This is a genomic window from Streptomyces fulvoviolaceus, assembly GCF_000718165.1.
Lineage (GTDB): Bacteria > Actinomycetota > Actinomycetes > Streptomycetales > Streptomycetaceae > Streptomyces > Streptomyces fulvoviolaceus.
On sequence record NZ_JOEY01000004.1, the window covers coordinates 175,571 to 194,527 of the forward strand.

The window sequence follows — 18,957 nt, forward strand, 5'->3', positions numbered from 1 at the left end:
GACCGACGGGCCGGTGGCTGGCCGTGGGTCCAGGGTGGAGGTCGCAAGTCCGTGCCGCATGTCGACTTGCAGCGCAATTCGAACACGCGCTCTAATTTGGCCATGGCGAACCACAGGGTCGACTACCTCACCAGCACCCAGGAGAACATCCTGCGCTGCATCCGCGAGTCGATCGCCGACCGAGGTGAAGCCCCGACCATGCAGGAGATCGGTGAGCAGGTCGGCATGCGCAGCCGCGCCTCCGTGCACTACCACCTGGGACGGATCGAAGCGCTCGGGTACATCGCCCGCGAGCCCCACAGACAGCGCGGGATCAGGCTCACATGACCAGCGCCACCCCAGGCCCGGAGCGCTTCCACCTCACCGTGGCCACCGCTGGCCGCACCGTCATGCATGGCTGGTGGTCCAGGGAGGTGACGGCCCGCAGCAAGTTCCGGGATTGGATCGGCGCGTACAGCAAGATGCCGGACGCCCACCTCGTCCTTGCGGAGCGAACGGGCGCCGGCGAACAGGTACTGGAGAGCTGGCCCGACGCCTTGTAACTAAGGCATCGGCAGGCTCGGAATGCCGTACGGCGCGCTTCGCTGCCTGCTCCACCTCATGCCGCGACATGAACACGTCGCCAAACCCATGCCAGGTTGGGCGGGGAGCGGTCTGTCACCGTCGAGGGAATGTTGCACTTGGCCAGGTCACGACTGCGACCATTAAGGAGTGACTTCAACTCCCCTATGGGTGCCTCTGGTAGTAGCTGGCATCGGCGTGGCAGCCACGCTAGTCGCAGGGACAGTAGGCGCCCTGATTACGCAACGCTGGTCAGACCGTCGTGAAACCGTCGCCTGGGAGCGTGAGCGACAGCGCGAGCGCGAAACTTGGGTCCGCGAGGACGAGGCCCGTACCTTCGAGCACCGCAGACAAGCGTACGTAGCGTTCTATGAAGCAGTGAAAGCTCTGGCCAGGACCGCTTACGACCATTGCTACGGCTTCACAGAAGAGCCTGAGTTGGAAGAAGGCTGGCAATCTGATGCTTTCGCCAAGCTCGCACAGTTGCAGTTCTATGCCGATCGGGCCGTGGCCGCCGCTGCTTCTGCTGCCTACGGTGCCGCCTGGTCGTGGGGTCAGTTCGGAGTACACGACGCTCCTGATGACCCTAGCTTCTACGAGCGGCAGCAGAAATTCGACGAGGCTGAGCTTGAGATGCTCCTGCTGATGCGGGAAAGCCTCTCGATTCCGGAAGCCGACCTGACACTTCCGCCTCCTGGCTACACACACCAGGGGGACCAAGGCGGAGACGAAGGGCCAGACGAAGAGGTCGTCGTCAGAAGTCCATGAGTTCGTGAACACATGTAGGCACACGTCGCCTGGGCCGTCCGAAGCCGCTCACCGGCCGACAACGACCAACGACGGCCAGCCAAGCGGCCGTGACCAGGCCCCGGAGCTACAAGAACGCACGTCCCCAAGATCCCCGGCAAGACCCAGGGCCTTAGGCCGATATCCTCGCCACCTGCACCGATGAGCATCCCGAGGTGCTTCGAGACCAAGGGGTCGTGGCGTGCACGGCCACATCACGGGCACTCTCAGGGGCGACCAGCTGCAAGACTCTGCGCACGGTACGCGATAGAGATCCCGCATCCGGTCGGCGCCATCCGACATACGCGCAGGTCAAAGCAGGTTTCGGCAGCACTCTTGTCATGCCCTCCGGAGCCGTGTGCGCAGGTTCGAATCCTGCCGGGGGCACCCCTTGTGAGGTGCCTAAAGACCCCGTAACCAGCAGAGATGCTGAGTGCGGGGTCTTCGCGTGTGTGCAGCCATATGCCACTCTGAGCGGCCCTATGTCGGGGTCCGTGGACTATTCGTGGACACGATCTTGAGGCGTCATCCCTGGTCAGCCCCAGGAACGGCGAAAGCCCCCGGACGGGTCCAGGGGCCTGAAGCCTAGCGCGGCGCGTGTGGGATCACTCGTACTCGCGCAACAGCTCTTCGATCTTGCGGTTGCCGGTCTCTTGCCGACCGTCGATGCACTTCGCGTAGCGACTCAGCAGGACCTCAACGCTGTTGCCCGCGCGTTCGGCGACCTCGGTCGGGTCGACTCCGGAGTTGAGCCAGGTCGACAGCGCCGAGTGCCGGAGGTCGTACGGGCGGGCGGCGAGCGGTGAGGCGAAAACGGCCGGCGGGAGTGCCAGCGCGCGAGCCTCCTGCCAGACCCGGAAGTACGTCGACGAGCCGACCACTCCCCCACGTTCGTTGGTGAACAGCCGCCCGTCCTTGGCAGTGCCGAACGTGTCGAGGTGGTCCCGCAGGATCGCCACGAGCTGGGGCGGGATCGGCACCGGTCGGACCTCTTCGGCAGGCCGGTTCTTGAGCCCGCGGTCATCGTGGGTTTCGCCGGAATCGGTCCAGCGCTTGCCGACGCTCGGGCGAGTCCGATTGAGGAGGGCCGTTCCCCAACCCATTTCTGGCAGCTTGAGGTCTGCTTCTTTGACGCCAACTGCCTCCGCCGGGCGAAAGGCGCCGTAGTACATGCAGGCGAACAGGCCGACGAGTCGGCGGCCACGCGCCCGGCGGTATCCACCGATGTATGAGACCGCAGCGAGCAGGGCGCGAGCCTGTTCAGGGTTGGCCACTACTCGGGGATCAACTTCCTTGACCACCTTCGGCTTCTTCCAGCGAATCACGGTGATCGGATTCTCTTTGAACTCGCCGAGATCTACCGCGTAGTGCAAGGCGTTAACCAGTGTCCGCCGCTTGCGCCGCACGGTTTCCGCCGCAGCCGCCGTCCCATCGAGCTTGAGTTTCAGGGAGTCCAAGACAGCCATGCCGATCGCTGGGTCCCCGAGATCGGCGAGAGGGCGCGAAGCCTTCGCCACCCAGTGGAGCGTGTTCGCGATCTCTGTAGGCAAGTCGCTGTCCTCAGGGCCGGGCAAGACGAAGGCCCAGTTGCGGAGCGCCTTCCTGAGCAAGTCGTCGGCGGGCCGCCCTGGGCGATCGTCAAGGAGAGCCACGGTCACAGCGGTCAGTGACTCGTTGATCCCGTCCCGCGTGTTCGGCGCAGCGTGCGGCCACTTCATGGCGAGGTACTTCAATGCGAAGGCGTACCACGTCATCGAGGGCGCCTTTTCGACCATCGAATCCGGAAGCCCGCTGACCGTGTCGAATTCCTCGCCATCACGCATGGCCCGGAGCAGCTTGGAACGGTAGTTGTCAGCAAGTCCCTTGGTGCGGAACTGTTCGGAGCACACGTTCCCGGCGACAACCCACCGAAGGTCATAGGACGGCTTCTTGGTGTTCCTCTTCCGTACGCCCCAGAGCTTCACATCGAGCGACTTCATGCCGCCGCCCTCTCTCGGCTGTTCAGCCAAGCCGTGAAGTCGCTCCGCCACACCCGCAGTTCACCGTTTGGCAGCTTGAAAGCCTGCGGAGCCTGCCCCAGCTCGCGCCAGCGGTAGAACGTCCGGCGCGAGATGCCCTTGAGCTCAGCAAGGATCTCTGGGACGGTCATCAACTCGTCTTTCACGCCGGTTCTCCCTTCAAGGCTTCGCGGGCGGTTTCGCGGTTGAGTTGGAGGCCGCGGTGGATGGTGGCGGCGAGGGCGGATTCGCCGGGGGTGTGGCCGTGTCCGGCGTATTGCCAGTCGGCCAGGACAAGGACGGTGTCCGGCTCGATCTCTTCGAGGCCGCGGGCTTCGCGTTCTTGGGTGGCGCGGTAGTCGGCGCGGGTCTGGCGCAGCGCCCCGAGGGTGGTGGAGTAGCGGCGGGACTTGGAGGAGAAGTGGCCGCGGAAGCCGAGCATGTGAGCCCAGTGGCGCAGCTTGCGGTCCGGGTAGAGGGCGTGCAGGTCGAGGCAGGCGGCGATGAGCCTGCGGGGGTGGTCGGGGATGCCGAGCAGTTCCAGGGCCTCTTTGTTGCCGATCCTGCGATCTACCGTGTCGGTGCTTTCGGCGGCTTTGGTGGCGTACTTAGCGACGTAGGAGGCGACCGCCCGTTCGGTGAGCTCGGAGCCGTCGCCGAAGGCCTTCACGGGCCGGATGTCGAGCTGTCGGCCCCACTGGAAGGTGCGGGCGGGTTGGTCGCCGGAGGCGGGCACGCTGACGCTCGTGTAGGAGTGCCGGGCGGCGGCGCGGATCGCGTCGGTGAGCAGCTCTGTGCTGGCCCATGACGGTGGCGGGGAGTCAGGCCCATCGGGTCCGTCGAGGCGGATCACGGCGTGGAAGTGGACGGCACCGCGCTTCTGGAACTCGGCGACCTTGCCGTAGGAGACCCGGCAGGCATCGGCGAGTTCGCGCTGTGTGAGTCCGGCACGCTTGGCGATCTCACGGCGGAGCCGGTTGGCGAAGCGCATCCACAGCTCGCCCGCATGGTTGTTGAACAGCACCGCGCCCGCGTAGTCGTACAACGCCGGATCCAGGGCCGTGCCGAGCGCCGCATCGTCCGGGGTGTGCCGTGCCCCGCAGCGGCAGGTGCCGCGATCGGGGCGGTTGTGGACCGGGCCGAAGGAGGGGGCGGTGAGGGTGGCGAAGACGCGGGGGTGATCGCGGACGGTGGCGGGGATGTCGCGGCGGTCGTCTCCGGCGAGTCCGGCGCGGATCAGGTGGTAGGTGTCTCCGGCGTAGGTCCAGGCGCAGGCCGGGCAGCGGGAGGCCCGCCGGTTGCCGCAGGCGATACGCAGCCGACCGCCGGGCTCGTGCTCGGTGCTGTAGCGGTGCAGGGTCTCGCCGGTGGTCTTGTCCTTGTGGAGGACCCAGCCGGTCAGGTGGATGGGTTCGGAGCAGCCGCCGGTGCGGCGGATCTGGTCTTGCCAGCGGTCGAAGCCCGGAGACCCGGCCACCCGCAGCGCATCAGCGAGGGTGACCGGGTCCAGGCCCGCGAAGGTCGCGGTGTCACTCATGCACGACCCCCGACAAGCTGGACGGCGCGAACCGGGGTGGTGCCGTGGCCGTGGCAGGCCGTGCAGTCGACGGTGATCGTGCGCAGGTGGCCGGAGGCGTCGCGGCCGAGGCCGGAGGTGACGGCGGCGGTGGCGAAGCCGTCGCAGTTCGGGCAGATCCGCGCCGGGGTGTGCGGGGCCGGGTTGAGGCCGGTCATGATGGAGGTTCCTTCCGGTTGAGAGATCGGACAGGGACGGCGCCCGGGCGGCGGAGACTTGGCGGTTGAGGCCGCCCGGGGGCCGGTCAGCGTCGGGTGTCGCTGGCGAGGATCGAGCGGATCACCAGAGCGCAGATGGCGACCGAGGCGCCGGTGATGGCGACAGCGAGCAGCATCGAGACGAGCACCGCACCGACCACGAGCACGACAGTCACGCCCATCCCGGCCACGGCCACTACCGCGCCGGGAGTGAGCTGGACGGTGGGCCGGGCAGGTGCCGGAGCCTGAGTCATCGGGGCGAACGGCTGGACCGGGGTGCTAGCGCTGGGGATGACGGTGGTCGGCTCGACGATGACGGCGGGCGGCATGGCGTGGCCGGTCGGCATCGGATTGACCGGGATCTTCGGACGGAGCATGAGCTGAACTCCCTTCTGTGGCCGGTTACTTGGTGACGGCGTCGATGGCGGGGGCGAGGAAGCTGTCGGCCAGGAGATAGCCGCCGATCAGCAGGACGATCACGAGCCACCAGGGCGGGCGGATGTGCTTGAGGCCGACCCAGCCCAGGCAGGCGATGAAGAACCACAGCGGCACAGACATCGCGTAATCCCTCCTTTCAGCAGATGGGGCAGCGGTGGCCGCGGGCGGCGACCATGGCGGCCTCGAAGGAGTCGTAGGCGGCAGACCAGCCGCACTCTTCGGCTTCGCAGGCGGCGACGTACTTCATCTCGCCGGTCCGGTGGTCGGGGCCGCCGCCGATGGCGGTGGTGCCGACGCGGTGCATCTCGTTCCAGATCTGATACAGGCCCATGGGTGAACTTCCTTTCATCTCAGGTGAGTTGGGCGGCGATCGCGTCTGCCATGGGGGCGGGGACGCCGAGGCGGGCGCGCAGGGTGTCGGTGTCGATCGGGGTACCGGTCCGCGTCTGGTGGTCGTCGGCGACCTTGCGCGCGTGAGCAACCAGGGCGGCGGGGACCGGCATGGCCGGGGCCGGGTCGGCGGCGGGCAGAGCCGGGGTCTCTTCGCCAGCGGCGAGCGGCACAGCCTGCGGGGCCGGGTCGGGGGCGGGTTCGCGTGCGACTTCGGGTGCGGGGGCCGGGGCTGCGGGCGCCGGCGGAACCGGCACCCGGTCCCCGGCCTGGTTGGGCGCGTGAGCCAGCAGGGTGCCGCCGAGGAAGGCCAGGGCAGGCCAGCCCGCGACGCCGAAGCGCAGCCACGCGGGCGGATGTGCGAGGTCGAGGAATCCGGCGGTGGCAACGTTGGCGCCGAGCGAGGCGAACAGGGCGATCAGGAACCAGCACCAGGCCAGCCGCGACGGGCCGTCGGAGCGCAGTCGTCGCCACGCAGCGACCAAGAGCAGGTCGACCGAGATGGGGTAGGCCCAGGCCTTCCAGCCGGTCTGTCCGGCCGCGGCGGCGAGGTCGTGCAGGTGGGCGAAGGACAAGGCTCCGGCGATCACGGCCTGAACCAGGACGGCATCCGGACGGAACGAGCGGGTCATGTCCTCACCTCCTTCAGGTGGTTGGGCCAGGGCGGGGCGGGGATCGAGTCCGGCCGCCCCGTCCCGGCGGGTTCAGTCGGTGGGGGCTTGGCCGGAGCCGAGGCAGGCCAGGCACAGGCCGGTCTGCTGGCCGACCATGCGGCGCTTGCGGCCGACGTGGACCGTGCGGGAGACCTCTCCGGTGCCCTTGCAGGTCGGGCACGGCGCAGGCTCCGGCTTCGGCTTGACGTGGCGGCGGGCGGTCGGCTTCTTTGCGGCGGTCAGGGCGTCCACCCCTCGCCGGGGTACTCGGGGCCCTCGGTGGGGTCGTAGCCGGGCGGGAAGAGGCCGGGCGGGGGCTCCGGCAGGGACGCGGCCAGGCACGGGCCCACGATCTCGATGAACGTCCGGTCGGCGCCGAGGGTGTCGGCGTAGAGGGCCAGGGCGCCGAGCAGGATCACGGTGCGGTGGAAGTCCTCGCAGTTGTCACACACGGCGCTCACCGGTCCAGGGGCGGCCGTTGGCGGCGGCGATCGCGGTCAGCACCCGACCGAGGTTGGTGGCGTCCAGACTGCCGAGCGCGTGGCCCAGGCGGACCGAGACGCTGCTGTCGGCCAGCGAGGCCGCGATGGCGAGAACGCCCAGTTCACTGCCGGTGGCGACCAGTTCGGCGCCGGTCGGGTCGGCGAGCGCGGACCAGTCGAGGTCATAGACCTCACCGGTCTCGCCGTCAGCGGCCATCAGGTCCTCGCGCTCGGCAAGGCGGGGAAGCCAGACGCCGTGTGCGGCGAGCAGTTCGACCGCAGCCGTCCGGTGCGGAATGCCCTGCGCAGTCAGGCGCAGGACGCTTTCCAGTTCGTCCGCGGTCCAGTCGCTGGCGGTGGCGTACCAGGGGCAGTCGCGTTCGTCGTGGTCGATGCCGGTCTCTTCGCCGTTGATCTCGCCGCAGTGTTCGCAGAACATCGCGGGTCTCCTTCGGGGTTGAGGCATGGAGGGGGTAGGGATCTGGCGCGAAGCGGTCACGCCGACCGTGGAGCGAAGGGGATGTTCAGGCGGCTTCGGCCACCGCGGGCGCCTCGATGGGCGCGAGGTCGACCAGTGGGCGGAAGCGGGCCAACTCCGGGAGATCCGGGGTCAGATGCGCATGCCGGTTGCAGGCGGAGACGGCTTGGCGCATGGTCGTGTGCGGGGTGCGGATGCGCACCCACTCGCCGGTGGAGTAGCCGACCACGGCCATGCCGCGCCGGTTGTTGGAGATCTGGGTGGCGGCGAACACCGCATGCGGGGAGATGTCGCCGAAGGCCATCTTGGCGGTGGATTCGTCGTTGACGCGGTGCACCATCCGGCCGGTGAGCTGGGCGCGGAGCATGGTGATGCCGTCGCCGAGTTCGGAGCCGAAGCGCTGGCCGTAGATGTCCAGGAAGATCCCGGCCGCGCGGCCCAGTTGGGCGAGGCGGACCAGGGCCTTGACGATCCGCTCACGGCGGGGGTCGTTCTTCTTCACGCTCAGGGCGAGTTCGGCGATCTCGTCGATCGTGACCACGATCGGCACCGGGCGCAGATGCTCGGGCAGGTCCCAGATGTTCGCGGCGATCTCCCCATCAAGGGTGTCCGCGCTGATCCGCTGCTCGCGACGGATCACGTCGTAAATGCCGTCCATCCGCGCTATGAGCGCTTCCAGGAGTTCTACTGCGTCGTCGGGGTTGTCGGCCAGGGCGGAGAACCGGCGGGCGAACGGGCCGAGTTCGATCTTCTTACAGTCGATGCCGACCAACGCGACGTCCTGCGCGGCGAGTTCTTTGATCACGGTGCGCTGGGTAACCGACTTGCCGGACTGGGTGGCGCCGACGGTGACCGAGTGCGGCACCTCGCGGTAGTCGCGGTAATGCACGCTGCCGTCTTCCACCAGCGCGAGCGGGATCTTCAACAGGCCGCGCTCGGGCGTGGCGGGCATCTGCACCCGCTTGAGGACGTCGTAGCCGGTCAGCGTGATCTCGATGACGCCCGGCTTGATCTCGCGGGAGGTGACCTGATGGACGGCGAAGGAGTGGCGCAGCCGGTCGGAGGCGGCGGCGAACTCGAAGGCGTCCTGACCCGGCCACAGCCGGATCCGCAGCCGGACCCCGGTACGCGTGGGCCTGATCCACAGCAGCCGGGGGACGCGCTGGGGCGGTACCGGCTTGCCTGCCCAGCGGGCCAGCATCCGGCGCATCCGGGAGGCAGGCATGGTGAGGTGGCAGGCCTCCATCACGGCGGCGTAGCGGAAGACCACCCGCAGCATCGCCAGGGCGACACCGAAGCTCAGCCAGTACCAGACGGGACGGCGCCACCTCAGCAGCAGCGCCACCCCGACCAGGACCGCGAGCGCGATCCCTAACAGCTCCATGCTCAGGCCGCCTTCGGCTTCGACGCAGCCGCAGCGAGCGAGGTGACGGCGACCGCACGGAAGGCGATCCCGTGCCGCTTCTGGCCGTTGAACTCGTTCTCCCACGGCCGCGCGATCAGACCGGTGAGAGCGACCGGGGTGCCCATGGCCAGCTCGCCGGAGATGCCGGGCTCCGGAACGGCGATGGAGAGGATCTCCACCTCGTCGTTGGCCGCGAACATCACGTCAACGGTCATCATCGTCGCGCCGGTCTCGGCATCGGTGGCGATCTCGCCCGTACGGCGGTCCTTGACCTTGGGCTGCGGAGTCTTGGCGACCATCACGGTCGCGGCGGAAGTGTCGACGGGGATCTGACGCATGAAGCGCTCCTAGATTCGATCCACTTAACGTACTTAGTACGTCAACTTCAGTTCGAGGATGCACCTGTCTTACTTGTTGTGTCAAGCTCTCGTTCTCGACTGCTGTCGGCGCGATGTGCTGCACTAGGTACAACAACCTCTGAGAGGGGCTATGGCCGACTTCACCGCCAAGCGCGCCGCGTACCTGCAGATCGCTGACGAGTTCAAACGCCAGATCCGAGACGGCGAGCTATCCCCCGGGGAGAGGCTCCCCTCCGAGTCGGAGCTGATGACCCGTCACGACGTCTCGCGCACGGTGGCACGGCAAGCGATCTCCCGCCTTCGCGAAGATGGCTACGCCACCTCCCACCAAGGCAAGGGCAGCTTCGCCGCTCTGCCCGGAGAAGGCGGGGCGGTAAAGCACAGTCCCGAGTTCGAGCAGATCACCGAGTACCTGTCGGAGGTACGCCAGGACGTTCGCCGCCTCGCGGAGCGGATGGACCAACTTGAGGATCTTGTGCGACAGCAGACGCGAGCGCGGTAACGGCCGCGTCCGCACGGCGGGCCAAATCCACCAAGTCGTCGCCAAGTTCCTTGATCTCGTTGATCAGTTCCAACCGCTCTGCCGGGGTCAGCGCCATCACGGCCCCCTCATCGACACTCGATCCGACAACCTCTTGGGTTGCCACCAACGCTAGGACCAGGTCGAAGAACCACCCCGGAAAAACTCTCCGGGGTCGCATGTAGAGACGGGGGGAGGCTCTTGGCATGCGAGGAATGACGACGAACCTGACGATCGGCGAACGAGTCGCTTGGTACCGCCGTAGGCGCGGCATCTCCCAGGAAGTCTTGGCCGGACGCGTCGGCCGGACGGTCGACTGGCTGAGCAAGGCCGAGAACAACCGACTGGAGTTGGACCGGCTGTCGGTCATCAAGTCCCTGGCTGACGCGCTCGATGTCACCCTCGGCGATCTACTCGCCGAGCCCACCCTGATGGACTGGACTGCCGACAGCGGCCGGCACACGGTCCCCGCCCTGCGGTCGGCGCTGATGAACTACCGCCAACTCACGCCGTTGTTGGGCGTGCCGACCGAGGGCGAGCCGACACCCCTCGATGACCTGCGCAGCAACGTCGCCGAAGTCTGGGACGCCTACCAGGATTCGCGATACGGGTTCGCCACCCGCCGACTGCCGCTCGTGCTCGCTGACGCGCTCATTGCCGCCCAGGCGTACGAGGGCCAAGAGCGCGAGCGGGCACACGAGTTGACGGCGATGACCTACCAGGGCGCCGCCATGGTGCTGACGAAGGTCGGTGAGACCGATCTCGCATGGATCGCTGCCGATCGCGGACTGGCCGCAGCACAGCAGTCCGGCAACGCGATCGTGACAGGCTCGCTCTTCCGGTCCGTGGCGCATTGCCTGCTGTCCAACGGCCGATTCGATGCAGCCGTTCAGCTTGTCGGCGACGCATCGGACTACCTTCGCCCCGGTCTGAACGACGCTGGCCCACAGTTCCTGTCGATCTACGGAACACTCTTCCTCGCGGGCTCGATGGCCGCAGCCCGTGCAGAGAACCGCGACACCACCCGGGCGTTCCTCGCAGAGGCCGAACAGGCTGCGCGTCAGCTCGGAGGAGATGCCAACCACGTCTGGACCGCTTTCGGCCCTACGAATGTCGCCATTCACCGCGTGGCCACGTCGGCGGAGCTGGGGGACATGCAAGTTGCAGTCGACCTTGGCCCGCAGATCGACACTAGCGCCCTGCCGGCCGAGCGCCGAACGCGGCACAACCTCGAAGTGGCACGGGCCTTCAGCGCGCACAACCGAGTGGACGAAGCCCTGTCGATGATCCTCGAAGCAGAGCAGTGGGCCCCGGAGCAGGTGCGGAGCCACTACCTTGCTCGCGAGCTTGTGCTCACCTGGGTCCGGAACCAGCGCGGCCGGCCGAGCCGCGCTATGGCAGAACTGGCGAACCGACTGCACGTCGTCTGAGGTAGGTACGCTCGGCTCATGGCAGCAGCGAACGAGCACGAAGCGAAGATGGCGCATCCGCGCATGGCCGCGGGTGCGCTCTTTTTTGACTCCGCTGATCGAGTCCTCATGGTCGAGCCCACTTATAAGGACTACTGGGACGTCCCCGGCGGGTACGTCGAGACTGGCGAATCGCCGCTTCACGCCGCTGTCCGTGAGGTCCGAGAGGAACTAGGCATCGCCGTTTCCCTGGGGCGCTTGCTCGCTGTCGACTGGGCGCCCAGTGCGGGCGAGGGCGACAAGGTGCTGTACCTCTTCGATGGTGGACAGCTCACCCCCGAGACCTTGGCCCGGATCGCATTGCAGCCCGAGGAGCTGAAGGGCCACGCGTTCCTGTCGCCAGCCGAGATCAACGAACGTGCCATCCCTCGACTTGCCCGGCGAATCCTCGCCGCAAAGGATGCGCGCACAAAGGCCTATCCGATCTACCTGGAACACGGACGGCGACCCGAGGAGGCAGCCGCGTAGCCGTCGGCAGCTCAGGGGCGCAGCCAGACGCGCCGATGCCGGGCGATGGCATAGACCTCCTCCGCTTGGTGCGCGGTGAGCTTGCCCGAGAGCGGACCGAGAGATGACACCTCTCGCTCCTGATAGATCCGTACGGCGTACTGCGTGACGGCGCGATGCAGTGAGGCCACTCCGACGAACACGAGCGCAGGTTCCACAGGTACGGCAAATGTGCAGTGTCGCTCTAACACCCCTTGTACATAAGCGGCTTCCGCTTTGCTCGACGCCGCGTACGGCAGCGGTGGTCCGCCATTGACCTTGGCCATCTCGTCGCCGACCCACACCGATGCGCCGGAATGATGCTTGGTGTTGATGGTGAATACTCCACCAGGGCCGATCAACAGGTGATCGATGTCGCCACCGTTGCTCTTGGGCACCCCGTGCAGGACCCTCCAGTCATGGGCAGACAGGCGCCGAAGCTCACGACCTACGCGCCGTTCACCTTCGAGCCCTGTGTACCAGGAGTCCCACTCCGAAGAACGCCTCAGCACCTTGGACCACGCCCGCTGAGCCGACGATGGGCCGCGAGCCGCGATGGCTTCGAGGAGCACGGCGCCCGGACGGTTCTGCGCCAAGTCATCAGCGACGGTCAGTTCTGGCAGCTTCAGCGGTCGATCTCGTCGGGAGGCCACGGGCGGCGCTGATCGCGGAGGACGTACCGCCGTTTTCTGCTCAGAAGCTGCAACATGCCTCGACGGCTCGTCGTAGACAGTCGCTGAGTCGCCCAGGTGCTGACGCAGCAAGACAACAGCCTCATGGCGGTACTTCTGCACCTTGACGGTGATGACCTTCGTAGCGCGATCCGCCCACGCAACCGTGGTCCCATCCGGCAAATTCACGTACAGCCGATCCCTGCCATGCCGCTTCCACGGGTTCACCGTGAGATCGCTCATTGACCCGCCCCACATGGATGCCATCCCCACACACATGGCATCAGTCGGCGACGAGCCCGGCAAGGGCGCCTTGCGGTCAGACTTTCCCTACTTCATCAAGGCTCGCTGCGCTCGCTCGGCCGGTGGTCAACGGCGCTCTTCGATCGCTGGCCGCGACTCCCGCCCAAGCGCATCAACAGCCGCTTCCGGCTCGCATGCCGCCGCCACCACGATCCGGCCTCGGAGAGGGAAAAGAACAACAGCTGCCAAACCCCAACGCTCCCGTTTCAGGGGCCATCACGCACCCCTTTCCACCCAGTTGCCTACACACGTAGGTCGGATCACCGAGGGCCGCGCAAGCGCGGCGGCGCCGGCCGGTCGCCGCCGCGCCGCCTCCATGTCTCCGCCACCGGCCGCGCCGCGCCGCCCGTCCGTCGCCACACGCAGCGGCCACATACCAACACGGGCACGGGGGCAGATGTGATCCCCAACGGTGCACGTAAAAGACGCTTTGTGCTACCGAAAGAGGCCGGATCGTGGTGGCGGCGGCACGCGGACCGACGCTGCCAGATACGCAGGCGTTCGAGCGGCGCGACGAGTCGGCGCCAAGCCACCGGCCGGACGGCGGACGCGGCCGTCAAGGAGGGGAAACCCGACGTGGCCGGGGTGATCGACTCCGTGACTTTAGCCAGCCACTTTGGGGGGAGCCTCGAAGATCATGGCCCCAACGTCGTGCTTTAACGGGCAGGTCCACAGACTGCCCGACTCGCCGGAAGCTTACGGGGCCATGATCACTCCCCCCAAAGCAGCTCCCGGCCAAAGTCACTCCATCGATCACGTGGGTGACCTCAGGCCTCAGCCTTGGTCTGCTCGATCCGGAATGGTCCGGCTGCCCCGGCGCCAAAGAGCACCGTCTCCGTCCCTCTCTTGCACTCAGTCATCACACTTACCGGGTGTCCGCCGAACTTCTCCAAGGCGTTGACAGCCTGCGCCCACAGCTCTTGCTGAGACTCCTCGGGCACCGGCCGAAACGGATCAGAGGTCAAGTGCTGAGCAGCCCCCTGGTACATACGCCGCACTGGACGCCATTCGTCACCCACCAACACTTCCAGTCGCACGTTCATACTTACCAGCATCCGCCGACAGGGGACGCTCCGCATAGTCTCGGGCCGTCTCGGGGCCGTCGGAGGGTGCTCAACGACGACCAACGCTGACAACCATCGACAGCTAGGTCGCAGCGTTGATCGATTACGCGGTCGCAGGTCAGAGACCCGGACCTTCACTTCTTCGGCTACTGAGCACACTCAGCGGCGTTTAACTCACCCATCCACCTAGCGTGATCTTCGGCAGAGCAGGAGGTCATCGGGCCATAAAGCGCGGCCCATCCGGATCGAAGTAGCCGTCTGCCGCGACTGCAGGTCCTGCCTCCATCGCCGTCTGGTATCCCTCTTCGACGATCGCAGCGAACTCGGCAGCCTTCGCTTTCCGCCCCCCGACCGTCATATGCGGCCAATGATTGCGCGCATTCCGCCAGTGCAGTCGCCCTATCTCACCTCTGAAGTGCTGATCAAGGATGTACCGAAGCGTGGAAGCGTCTACATCGCCGAGCAGGTAAGCCGCATGCCACCTGCCCATGATCAGGTTGGTGTAGATGACTTGCCGGTACCGCTCAAATGTCATCGGAACATCTGGTGGCTCCCAGCAAGCGGCTAGATCGCGATCTTCCATCGCCAAGTAGATCATCTCCCGATGAGTAGCCCTATCGCGCTCATCCCTGACCACCTTCGTCTGCTGCGCTTGGTAGAAGAGCGAACCTGCTACACCTGTCAGCGCCATCCCAGACATCAGCACCGACGCAGCACTAAATGCCTGGATGGTGTCGCTGATCAGAATGAAAGGTGCCGCCAGAAGAGCAGCAACGAACAGCAACGTCACCGCCGAGACGACCACTAGTCGACGGGAGCCCCTCGGACTAAAACCCACTACCCCCCCCCAATTCTGCACTGTCCAGACCAATACTCGCCGTGCGGAGAGCCGCACACAACGAGTCAAACGCCCGTGCCAAAGCCGCGCCAGATCGGGCGGGGAACCACGGGGAACATCGAGGATCAGCAGGCGCCGCCAAGGAGATCAGCGCAGGGCAGGAACGTGCAGGCCAGCCGCCATGTGATCCAACCTCGCTCTTAAAGCGGGTGTCTTAGGGGCCAGCCCCCGGCACACTTCAAGCATGACCGCAGAGCAGGCGACCGTGATCGCCGCCTTGATAGGTGTCGTGGGTGTGCTTGCTGGCGTCTGCTTCGGGCGTTGGCAGGTTCGGGACGAGGCGGTAGTGGAGCACGAGCAATGGCTCCGAGGGCAACGGCAGGAAGCCTTTACAGTTCTTCTCGCTTCCTGGGACGCAAGCATCTTGAAACTTATCGATCTACCACCCTCAAACGACGAGGAGTGGGATCATCGAGAGGCCACATACGAGGGCGATCTAATCGAGGCGACGGAAGAGTACATCTGGAACAAGTCCCTCAAGATCAAGGGGGACCTCGACCAGCCCCTTGAGCGAGTACAACTGCTGGGTCCCAACATCGTTGATGCGGCATGTGTCGCCCTCGCCGGCACGGCGGAGACGGTAGTCCAAAAAGTTCGTCAGGTCCGGTTTCCGCTGGACGAAGCAGCCACTGAGGAACTGGACGAGCTGCGAGAACGCGCCGATGCAGCACGCACAGTGTTCTTCAACGCCGCTCGCCAGGTAATCCACACCCCGCCGAGCCCAAGGCAGAGAAAGTGGATCTTCGGACGGATAGCATGATGCGTCTCGGCTCCTCGCTGCGATACAGCAATGAAGTACAGCAACCGCAACGACCAGTTCGGTGCAAGGGCAACCGCCCCTGACCCATGCACGCCCCATACGACCGTCAATGACCGCTCCACACAGAGCTACGGATCAGAAGGTGCCCGTGCCCCTGCCGTGCCCGATCGACCGGTAATTGGCGGGGAACCACGGTGGTTGACGGACAGAGCACACGAGAACGGCCCCCGACCGAGTTACCTGGTCGGGGGCCGCTGGAGTTTGAACCCACGGTGACTTGCGCCACAACGGTTTTCGAGATCGGTGAATGTCGACACCAGATGAAGGCTTGGCTCGGCCATTGAGACTCCACCAACCTACGAAGCAAGGCCTGTTGGCCAGCCTAATCCGTGTTGGCATGGTAGAGAACTACGATGTCTGACACCGACACGGCCGCGCCGACACCACCACCCTCGCCCTTAATTATAAGAATGTTCTTGGATTCTCTGACCGCGTGAGCATCTAAGACTTCATGCCACGAACGAAGCGCATCCAAGTCTGACCGCGATTCTAGCGAGAAGTTGATTGAAAGCCCGGGGTTGTCGTTTATCTGCATGGTGAGGGATATGTTCCCAGACATCGCCACCTTGAACATCAGAACGGACTTCCGTTCAGGGTCCAGATCGGGCAAGTCGAAGGTGCGCGTGGTTCTGTTGCTGGTCGAATCTGGTAGACGAAAAGCGTCGTCTGTACCTCCAACAGCAACGAATTGGGCGAACTGCGCCATTGATCGCTCCCCTTACTTCGATTGGAGGCCGAGCCGTCGTAGGCAACGGCGGACCGCGGAGTTGCCCTGCGACAGTGTCTCTGGGCGCGGCAAGTCTCGAATCTACTCGCACGAGAGGGCCCTCAACAGGGGCCACGCGGGCCCAATTGAGGAAACGAGACGCTTCACAGCCCTAGCTGCACAACAGTGAATTATAGTAGCCACAGCGGTCCGTCTCGCCTCTATAATGCCGATTGGCAACCCGGCGGCGACTCGTGTAGTCGGGAGTATCCTTCTGGCATAAGCCACGGATTAGAAACTCTCACATTCGAGTTCTATCGAGCACGCCAGTCGAGGCCCTCCGTGGATCATCCAGGGGGCCTCTCGCCTGCAGGGCAGTATCTCGCAACTTCAACTTGTGCATCCTGAGCTACGAAGCCACTCACAGGCCACACGACGCTCAACCCCCTCTTTGGATCGCACGGGTAGATCAATAATTCTGCACCTAAAAGTAACAAGAAGCGCTCAGAAGGTTGACGCTATCTTTAACTGAGTGCAGCCTTGGGTCGCTCAAGCTAGGCAAAATCTAATTGGAAGGTGAAAAATGGATCAGGAAGCTGTTGGTGCTGCAACTCCGGAGGTCGGAACCGAGATAAAATTCCCTGGCAATGTACTTAGGGTTCGCTATTCTATCGGGGCGTATATGCGGTGGGACGAACCTGGCCGATTCGGCGTTGTAGCGCAGCGAACAATCGGGCTTGCGCCTCCTGCACCCCAATGGCCAAATGTCTGCACTCCAACGCGGCTTCTCGACCTAATGGGCTACGCCACGACGGGATCTGACGGTTCGACGATCGTACATGTGCGTAACTTCGTCTGCTGGGACGAATGGAAGATTGCGTCAGAAGACGAGGTCTGGGTTACAGCTACGGCCCGGTCCGACGATCCCGTGTTCTTAACTCATGTGGTTCAGGTGCCGCCACCCGTGCTGCCCGGTCCACCACCACCGCCGACCGAGGTCGACCTACAGATACGGATCTTTTCCTGGGATGGATCCGGACAGCCCAAGCCAAATGTCAATTTCACATGGCGAGCTGTTTTGAGTGTGTCTCTTCCGAGCGGGGAGGGGTAGTACATAGCGGAATCCAACCGGAACGACTGTGTGGCCCTACTCGAAGAAGCGTGCCTCATGCTCTATTCCTGGGTGGCCGCCCCTGCACACGAGCCCGACATGGCGCCACGCGCTGACGCAGTCGCTCGGGCTGAGCGCGTCTGACCACGAGGAGACTGGCGGCGAGGCTGTGGACCATTCGTGGACCGGTCACCCGATAATCGGTGCGCGCAGAGGCAGTGACCTGTGCACATGTCTGAGACCGAAGCGCCCTCCGGAGCCGTGTGCGCAGGTTCGAATCCTGCCGGGGGCACCCTTTCTGAGGTGCCTAAAGACCCCGTGAACAGCAGAGATGCTGAGTGCGGGGTCTTCGCGTGTGTGCAGCCGTGTGCCGCTCTTAGGATCTACGGCGGCTAAGGGCCGTCCCGTAGAGATCCGACTGAGCACCTCGAGCCTGAAGACCGTTGCCAATGAATCCGAGGTAGGGCGCCGGCACGTAGCCCTACCGGTTCGGCGGTGCCACCGGTGTGGGCAGGTCCAACGCACGGCCGAGGGCGGAGGTGACAGGGGTGGCGTGATCGGGCAGGTGCAGGGCGGCCCAGGCGGCGGCCAGTTGGAGGAAGTCGATCAGGTCGCGCTCTGCGTCGGCGAGCAGGCGACGCAGATCGGTGACGGGTAGCTCGATCACCGGGCTGTCGTCGTGCTCGGCGTCGACGGTCAATCGGACGACTTCGCCGTGCCGTTCAGCGAGCGGAGAGGGGTCGTGGCCGAAGGAGGCCCAGCCCTTGCCGTCGATGGCCTCAAGCCAGTCGCGCCTCTCGTCCAGACCGTTGCAGCAGCCCGGCAGCAGCGTGGTGCCGGTTGCGGTGTCAGCGATCCGCAGGCCGCCGGATGCGAAGAGGTCGTCCATGGTGAGCAGTCCGTGCAGGAAGCCCCCGAGTGGGTCGGTGGGCCGTGGTGGGCGCCCGTCGTCCTCGGGATCGATGTTGTTGCATTCGGCGATCCGCATCACCGCTGTGCCGACCTCGGCAGGATCGAGCCTGCCGCTGAGCGGCAGGTAGCCGTATGGCCCGGACTCCGCGACAGGCCAGAGGGTGAAGCCGTCGGAGGCGTGGATCTCCAGGACGGGCTGCAGAACGATCACCCAGGAAGTCTGCGGCACCCCTGCTCACGCCGCACGGCGATTTCTGCGCGACCTCCTGCTCTCGCGCGTCCGTCACACTGCCGACGGGAGCGGGCTGTCCCTGCATCGATCATCCGGTCAGCGGGACGTTGTGCAGGCGGGCGATGCCGAGCACTGCCGACGACCGCCTGGTCGACGGCCCACTCCACCTGGCACGGAGTGGGCTGGAACGCCTGCTTCTTCACGTTGTTGCGGGCGACGGCGCAGGTGCGCTCGGCCGTGTCCTCGCTCGGGTCGTCGGGCGCGGATGCGGCGGCGAGCCGCGTGGACTGAGCGCCGCTGCCGGACGCGGACGACTTCGCGAGCCGCGGGAGCGCCGGGGGGACTCCCGTCCCCTGGCGTTCGGCAGCAGTGGCAGCAGCTGCCGGAGCTGAGTGCGGCGGCGATGGCCGTACTGACCGGCCGCGTCGGCGGTCGGCCCGACG

The 18,957-nt window shown here is 65.8% G+C and carries 24 protein-coding genes; 7 read left to right on the forward strand and 17 right to left on the reverse strand.

The genetic code is table 11. The features are described from left to right. The first annotated feature begins 102 nt into the window (after positions 1–102). The 3 genes from IG08_RS0105845 (at position 103) to IG08_RS59965 (ending at position 1,329) form a co-directional block, all read left to right on the forward strand. Positions 103–327, forward strand: coding sequence for a LexA family protein (locus IG08_RS0105845; protein ID WP_030597033.1), 225 nt, complete (start codon positions 103–105; stop codon positions 325–327). Next, the gene (locus tag IG08_RS0105850; protein WP_030597034.1) at positions 324–542 is read left to right on the forward strand and encodes a hypothetical protein; all 219 of its coding nucleotides are present in this window, start codon (positions 324–326) and stop codon (positions 540–542) included. Before IG08_RS0105845 ends, IG08_RS0105850 begins: the two co-directional genes overlap by 4 nt. 217 nt (positions 543–759) lie before the next feature. Continuing rightward, positions 760–1,329, forward strand: a complete 570-nt coding sequence (locus tag IG08_RS59965) for a hypothetical protein (protein WP_158812184.1) — start codon at positions 760–762, stop codon at positions 1,327–1,329. A gap of 623 nt (positions 1,330–1,952) precedes the next feature. Here IG08_RS59965 and IG08_RS0105860 read toward each other — a convergent pair. The 13 genes from IG08_RS0105860 to IG08_RS0105920 all read right to left on the reverse strand — a co-directional run bounded on the left by IG08_RS0105860 (position 1,953) and on the right by IG08_RS0105920 (position 9,301). Beyond that, positions 1,953–3,326: a tyrosine-type recombinase/integrase gene (locus tag IG08_RS0105860; protein ID WP_030597037.1), complete on the reverse strand. Its 1,374-nt coding sequence runs from the start codon at positions 3,324–3,326 to the stop codon at positions 1,953–1,955. After that, positions 3,323–3,496: a helix-turn-helix transcriptional regulator gene (locus IG08_RS0105865; RefSeq protein WP_030597040.1), complete on the reverse strand. Its 174-nt coding sequence runs from the start codon at positions 3,494–3,496 to the stop codon at positions 3,323–3,325. Before IG08_RS0105865 ends, IG08_RS0105860 begins: the two co-directional genes overlap by 4 nt. A gap of 11 nt (positions 3,497–3,507) precedes the next feature. Further along, entirely contained in the window at positions 3,508–4,881 is a 1,374-nt protein-coding gene (repSA, locus tag IG08_RS0105870; RefSeq protein WP_030597042.1) for a replication initiator protein RepSA, read from the reverse strand. Continuing rightward, a complete protein-coding gene (locus IG08_RS0105875) occupies positions 4,878–5,078 on the reverse strand; it encodes a hypothetical protein (protein ID WP_030597044.1) in 201 nt (66 codons plus the stop codon). The genes repSA and IG08_RS0105875 overlap by 4 nt, the downstream gene beginning before the upstream one ends. An 86-nt stretch (positions 5,079–5,164) precedes the next feature. Beyond that, positions 5,165–5,494 carry a hypothetical protein gene (locus IG08_RS0105880; RefSeq protein ID WP_030597046.1) on the reverse strand — a complete coding sequence of 110 codons (330 nt, stop codon included), beginning with the start codon at positions 5,492–5,494 and terminating at the stop codon, positions 5,165–5,167. Positions 5,495–5,519: 25 nt separating this feature from the next. Then, on the reverse strand, positions 5,520–5,675 hold the full coding sequence (locus IG08_RS60595; RefSeq protein ID WP_199820808.1) for a hypothetical protein: 156 nt from the start codon (positions 5,673–5,675) through the stop codon (positions 5,520–5,522). A 16-nt stretch (positions 5,676–5,691) separates the two neighbouring features. Next, positions 5,692–5,886 carry a mobile element transfer protein gene (locus tag IG08_RS0105890; RefSeq protein WP_030597048.1) on the reverse strand — a complete coding sequence of 65 codons (195 nt, stop codon included), beginning with the start codon at positions 5,884–5,886 and terminating at the stop codon, positions 5,692–5,694. A 19-nt stretch (positions 5,887–5,905) separates the two neighbouring features. Continuing rightward, positions 5,906–6,577 carry a DUF2637 domain-containing protein gene (locus tag IG08_RS0105895; RefSeq protein ID WP_030597050.1) on the reverse strand — a complete coding sequence of 224 codons (672 nt, stop codon included), beginning with the start codon at positions 6,575–6,577 and terminating at the stop codon, positions 5,906–5,908. A 72-nt stretch (positions 6,578–6,649) separates the two neighbouring features. After that, entirely contained in the window at positions 6,650–6,841 is a 192-nt protein-coding gene (locus tag IG08_RS0105900; RefSeq protein ID WP_030597051.1) for a hypothetical protein, read from the reverse strand. Further along, on the reverse strand, positions 6,838–7,059 hold the full coding sequence (locus tag IG08_RS0105905) for a hypothetical protein (RefSeq protein WP_234342812.1): 222 nt from the start codon (positions 7,057–7,059) through the stop codon (positions 6,838–6,840). Before IG08_RS0105905 ends, IG08_RS0105900 begins: the two co-directional genes overlap by 4 nt. Beyond that, a complete protein-coding gene (locus IG08_RS0105910; protein ID WP_030597054.1) occupies positions 7,043–7,519 on the reverse strand; it encodes a hypothetical protein in 477 nt (158 codons plus the stop codon). The genes IG08_RS0105905 and IG08_RS0105910 overlap by 17 nt, the downstream gene beginning before the upstream one ends. 85 nt (positions 7,520–7,604) lie before the next feature. After that, on the reverse strand, positions 7,605–8,942 hold the full coding sequence (locus tag IG08_RS0105915) for an FtsK/SpoIIIE domain-containing protein (RefSeq protein WP_030597056.1): 1,338 nt from the start codon (positions 8,940–8,942) through the stop codon (positions 7,605–7,607). 2 nt (positions 8,943–8,944) lie between these two features. Next, the gene (locus IG08_RS0105920; protein ID WP_030597058.1) at positions 8,945–9,301 is read right to left on the reverse strand and encodes an SCO3933 family regulatory protein; all 357 of its coding nucleotides are present in this window, start codon (positions 9,299–9,301) and stop codon (positions 8,945–8,947) included. A 151-nt stretch (positions 9,302–9,452) separates the two neighbouring features. Here IG08_RS0105920 and IG08_RS0105925 point away from each other — a divergent pair, with 151 nt between their 5' ends. The 3 genes from IG08_RS0105925 (at position 9,453) to IG08_RS0105935 (ending at position 11,779) form a co-directional block, all read left to right on the forward strand. Next, complete coding sequence (locus tag IG08_RS0105925) at positions 9,453–9,824, forward strand: winged helix-turn-helix domain-containing protein (RefSeq protein WP_030597060.1); 372 nt, start codon at positions 9,453–9,455, stop codon at positions 9,822–9,824. Between the two features lie 233 nt (positions 9,825–10,057). After that, positions 10,058–11,272, forward strand: coding sequence for a helix-turn-helix domain-containing protein (locus tag IG08_RS0105930; RefSeq protein WP_030597061.1), 1,215 nt, complete (start codon positions 10,058–10,060; stop codon positions 11,270–11,272). Between the two features lie 18 nt (positions 11,273–11,290). Beyond that, on the forward strand, positions 11,291–11,779 hold the full coding sequence (locus IG08_RS0105935; protein WP_043453338.1) for an NUDIX domain-containing protein: 489 nt from the start codon (positions 11,291–11,293) through the stop codon (positions 11,777–11,779). 11 nt (positions 11,780–11,790) lie between these two features. On the opposite strand, the gene IG08_RS0105940 is transcribed toward IG08_RS0105935, so the two are convergent. Both IG08_RS0105940 and IG08_RS0105950 read right to left on the reverse strand, forming a co-directional pair. After that, entirely contained in the window at positions 11,791–12,711 is a 921-nt protein-coding gene (locus tag IG08_RS0105940) for a nuclease-related domain-containing protein (protein WP_043453359.1), read from the reverse strand. Between the two features lie 1,338 nt (positions 12,712–14,049). After that, on the reverse strand, positions 14,050–14,625 hold the full coding sequence (locus IG08_RS0105950) for a DUF6082 family protein (RefSeq protein WP_158812185.1): 576 nt from the start codon (positions 14,623–14,625) through the stop codon (positions 14,050–14,052). Between the two features lie 292 nt (positions 14,626–14,917). On the opposite strand from IG08_RS0105950, the gene IG08_RS59970 reads away from it, so the two are divergent. Further along, the gene (locus tag IG08_RS59970) at positions 14,918–15,493 is read left to right on the forward strand and encodes a hypothetical protein (protein ID WP_152039028.1); all 576 of its coding nucleotides are present in this window, start codon (positions 14,918–14,920) and stop codon (positions 15,491–15,493) included. 382 nt (positions 15,494–15,875) lie between these two features. Here IG08_RS59970 and IG08_RS59975 read toward each other — a convergent pair whose 3' ends face one another. Together IG08_RS59975 and IG08_RS0105960 are read right to left on the reverse strand one after the other, a co-directional pair. Continuing rightward, a complete protein-coding gene (locus tag IG08_RS59975) occupies positions 15,876–16,259 on the reverse strand; it encodes a hypothetical protein (protein ID WP_152039027.1) in 384 nt (127 codons plus the stop codon). A gap of 1,592 nt (positions 16,260–17,851) precedes the next feature. Beyond that, positions 17,852–18,493 (reverse strand): hypothetical protein, encoded by a 642-nt coding sequence (locus tag IG08_RS0105960; RefSeq protein WP_030597078.1) that lies wholly within the window; start codon positions 18,491–18,493, stop codon positions 17,852–17,854. Positions 18,494–18,957 lie beyond the last annotated feature (464 nt).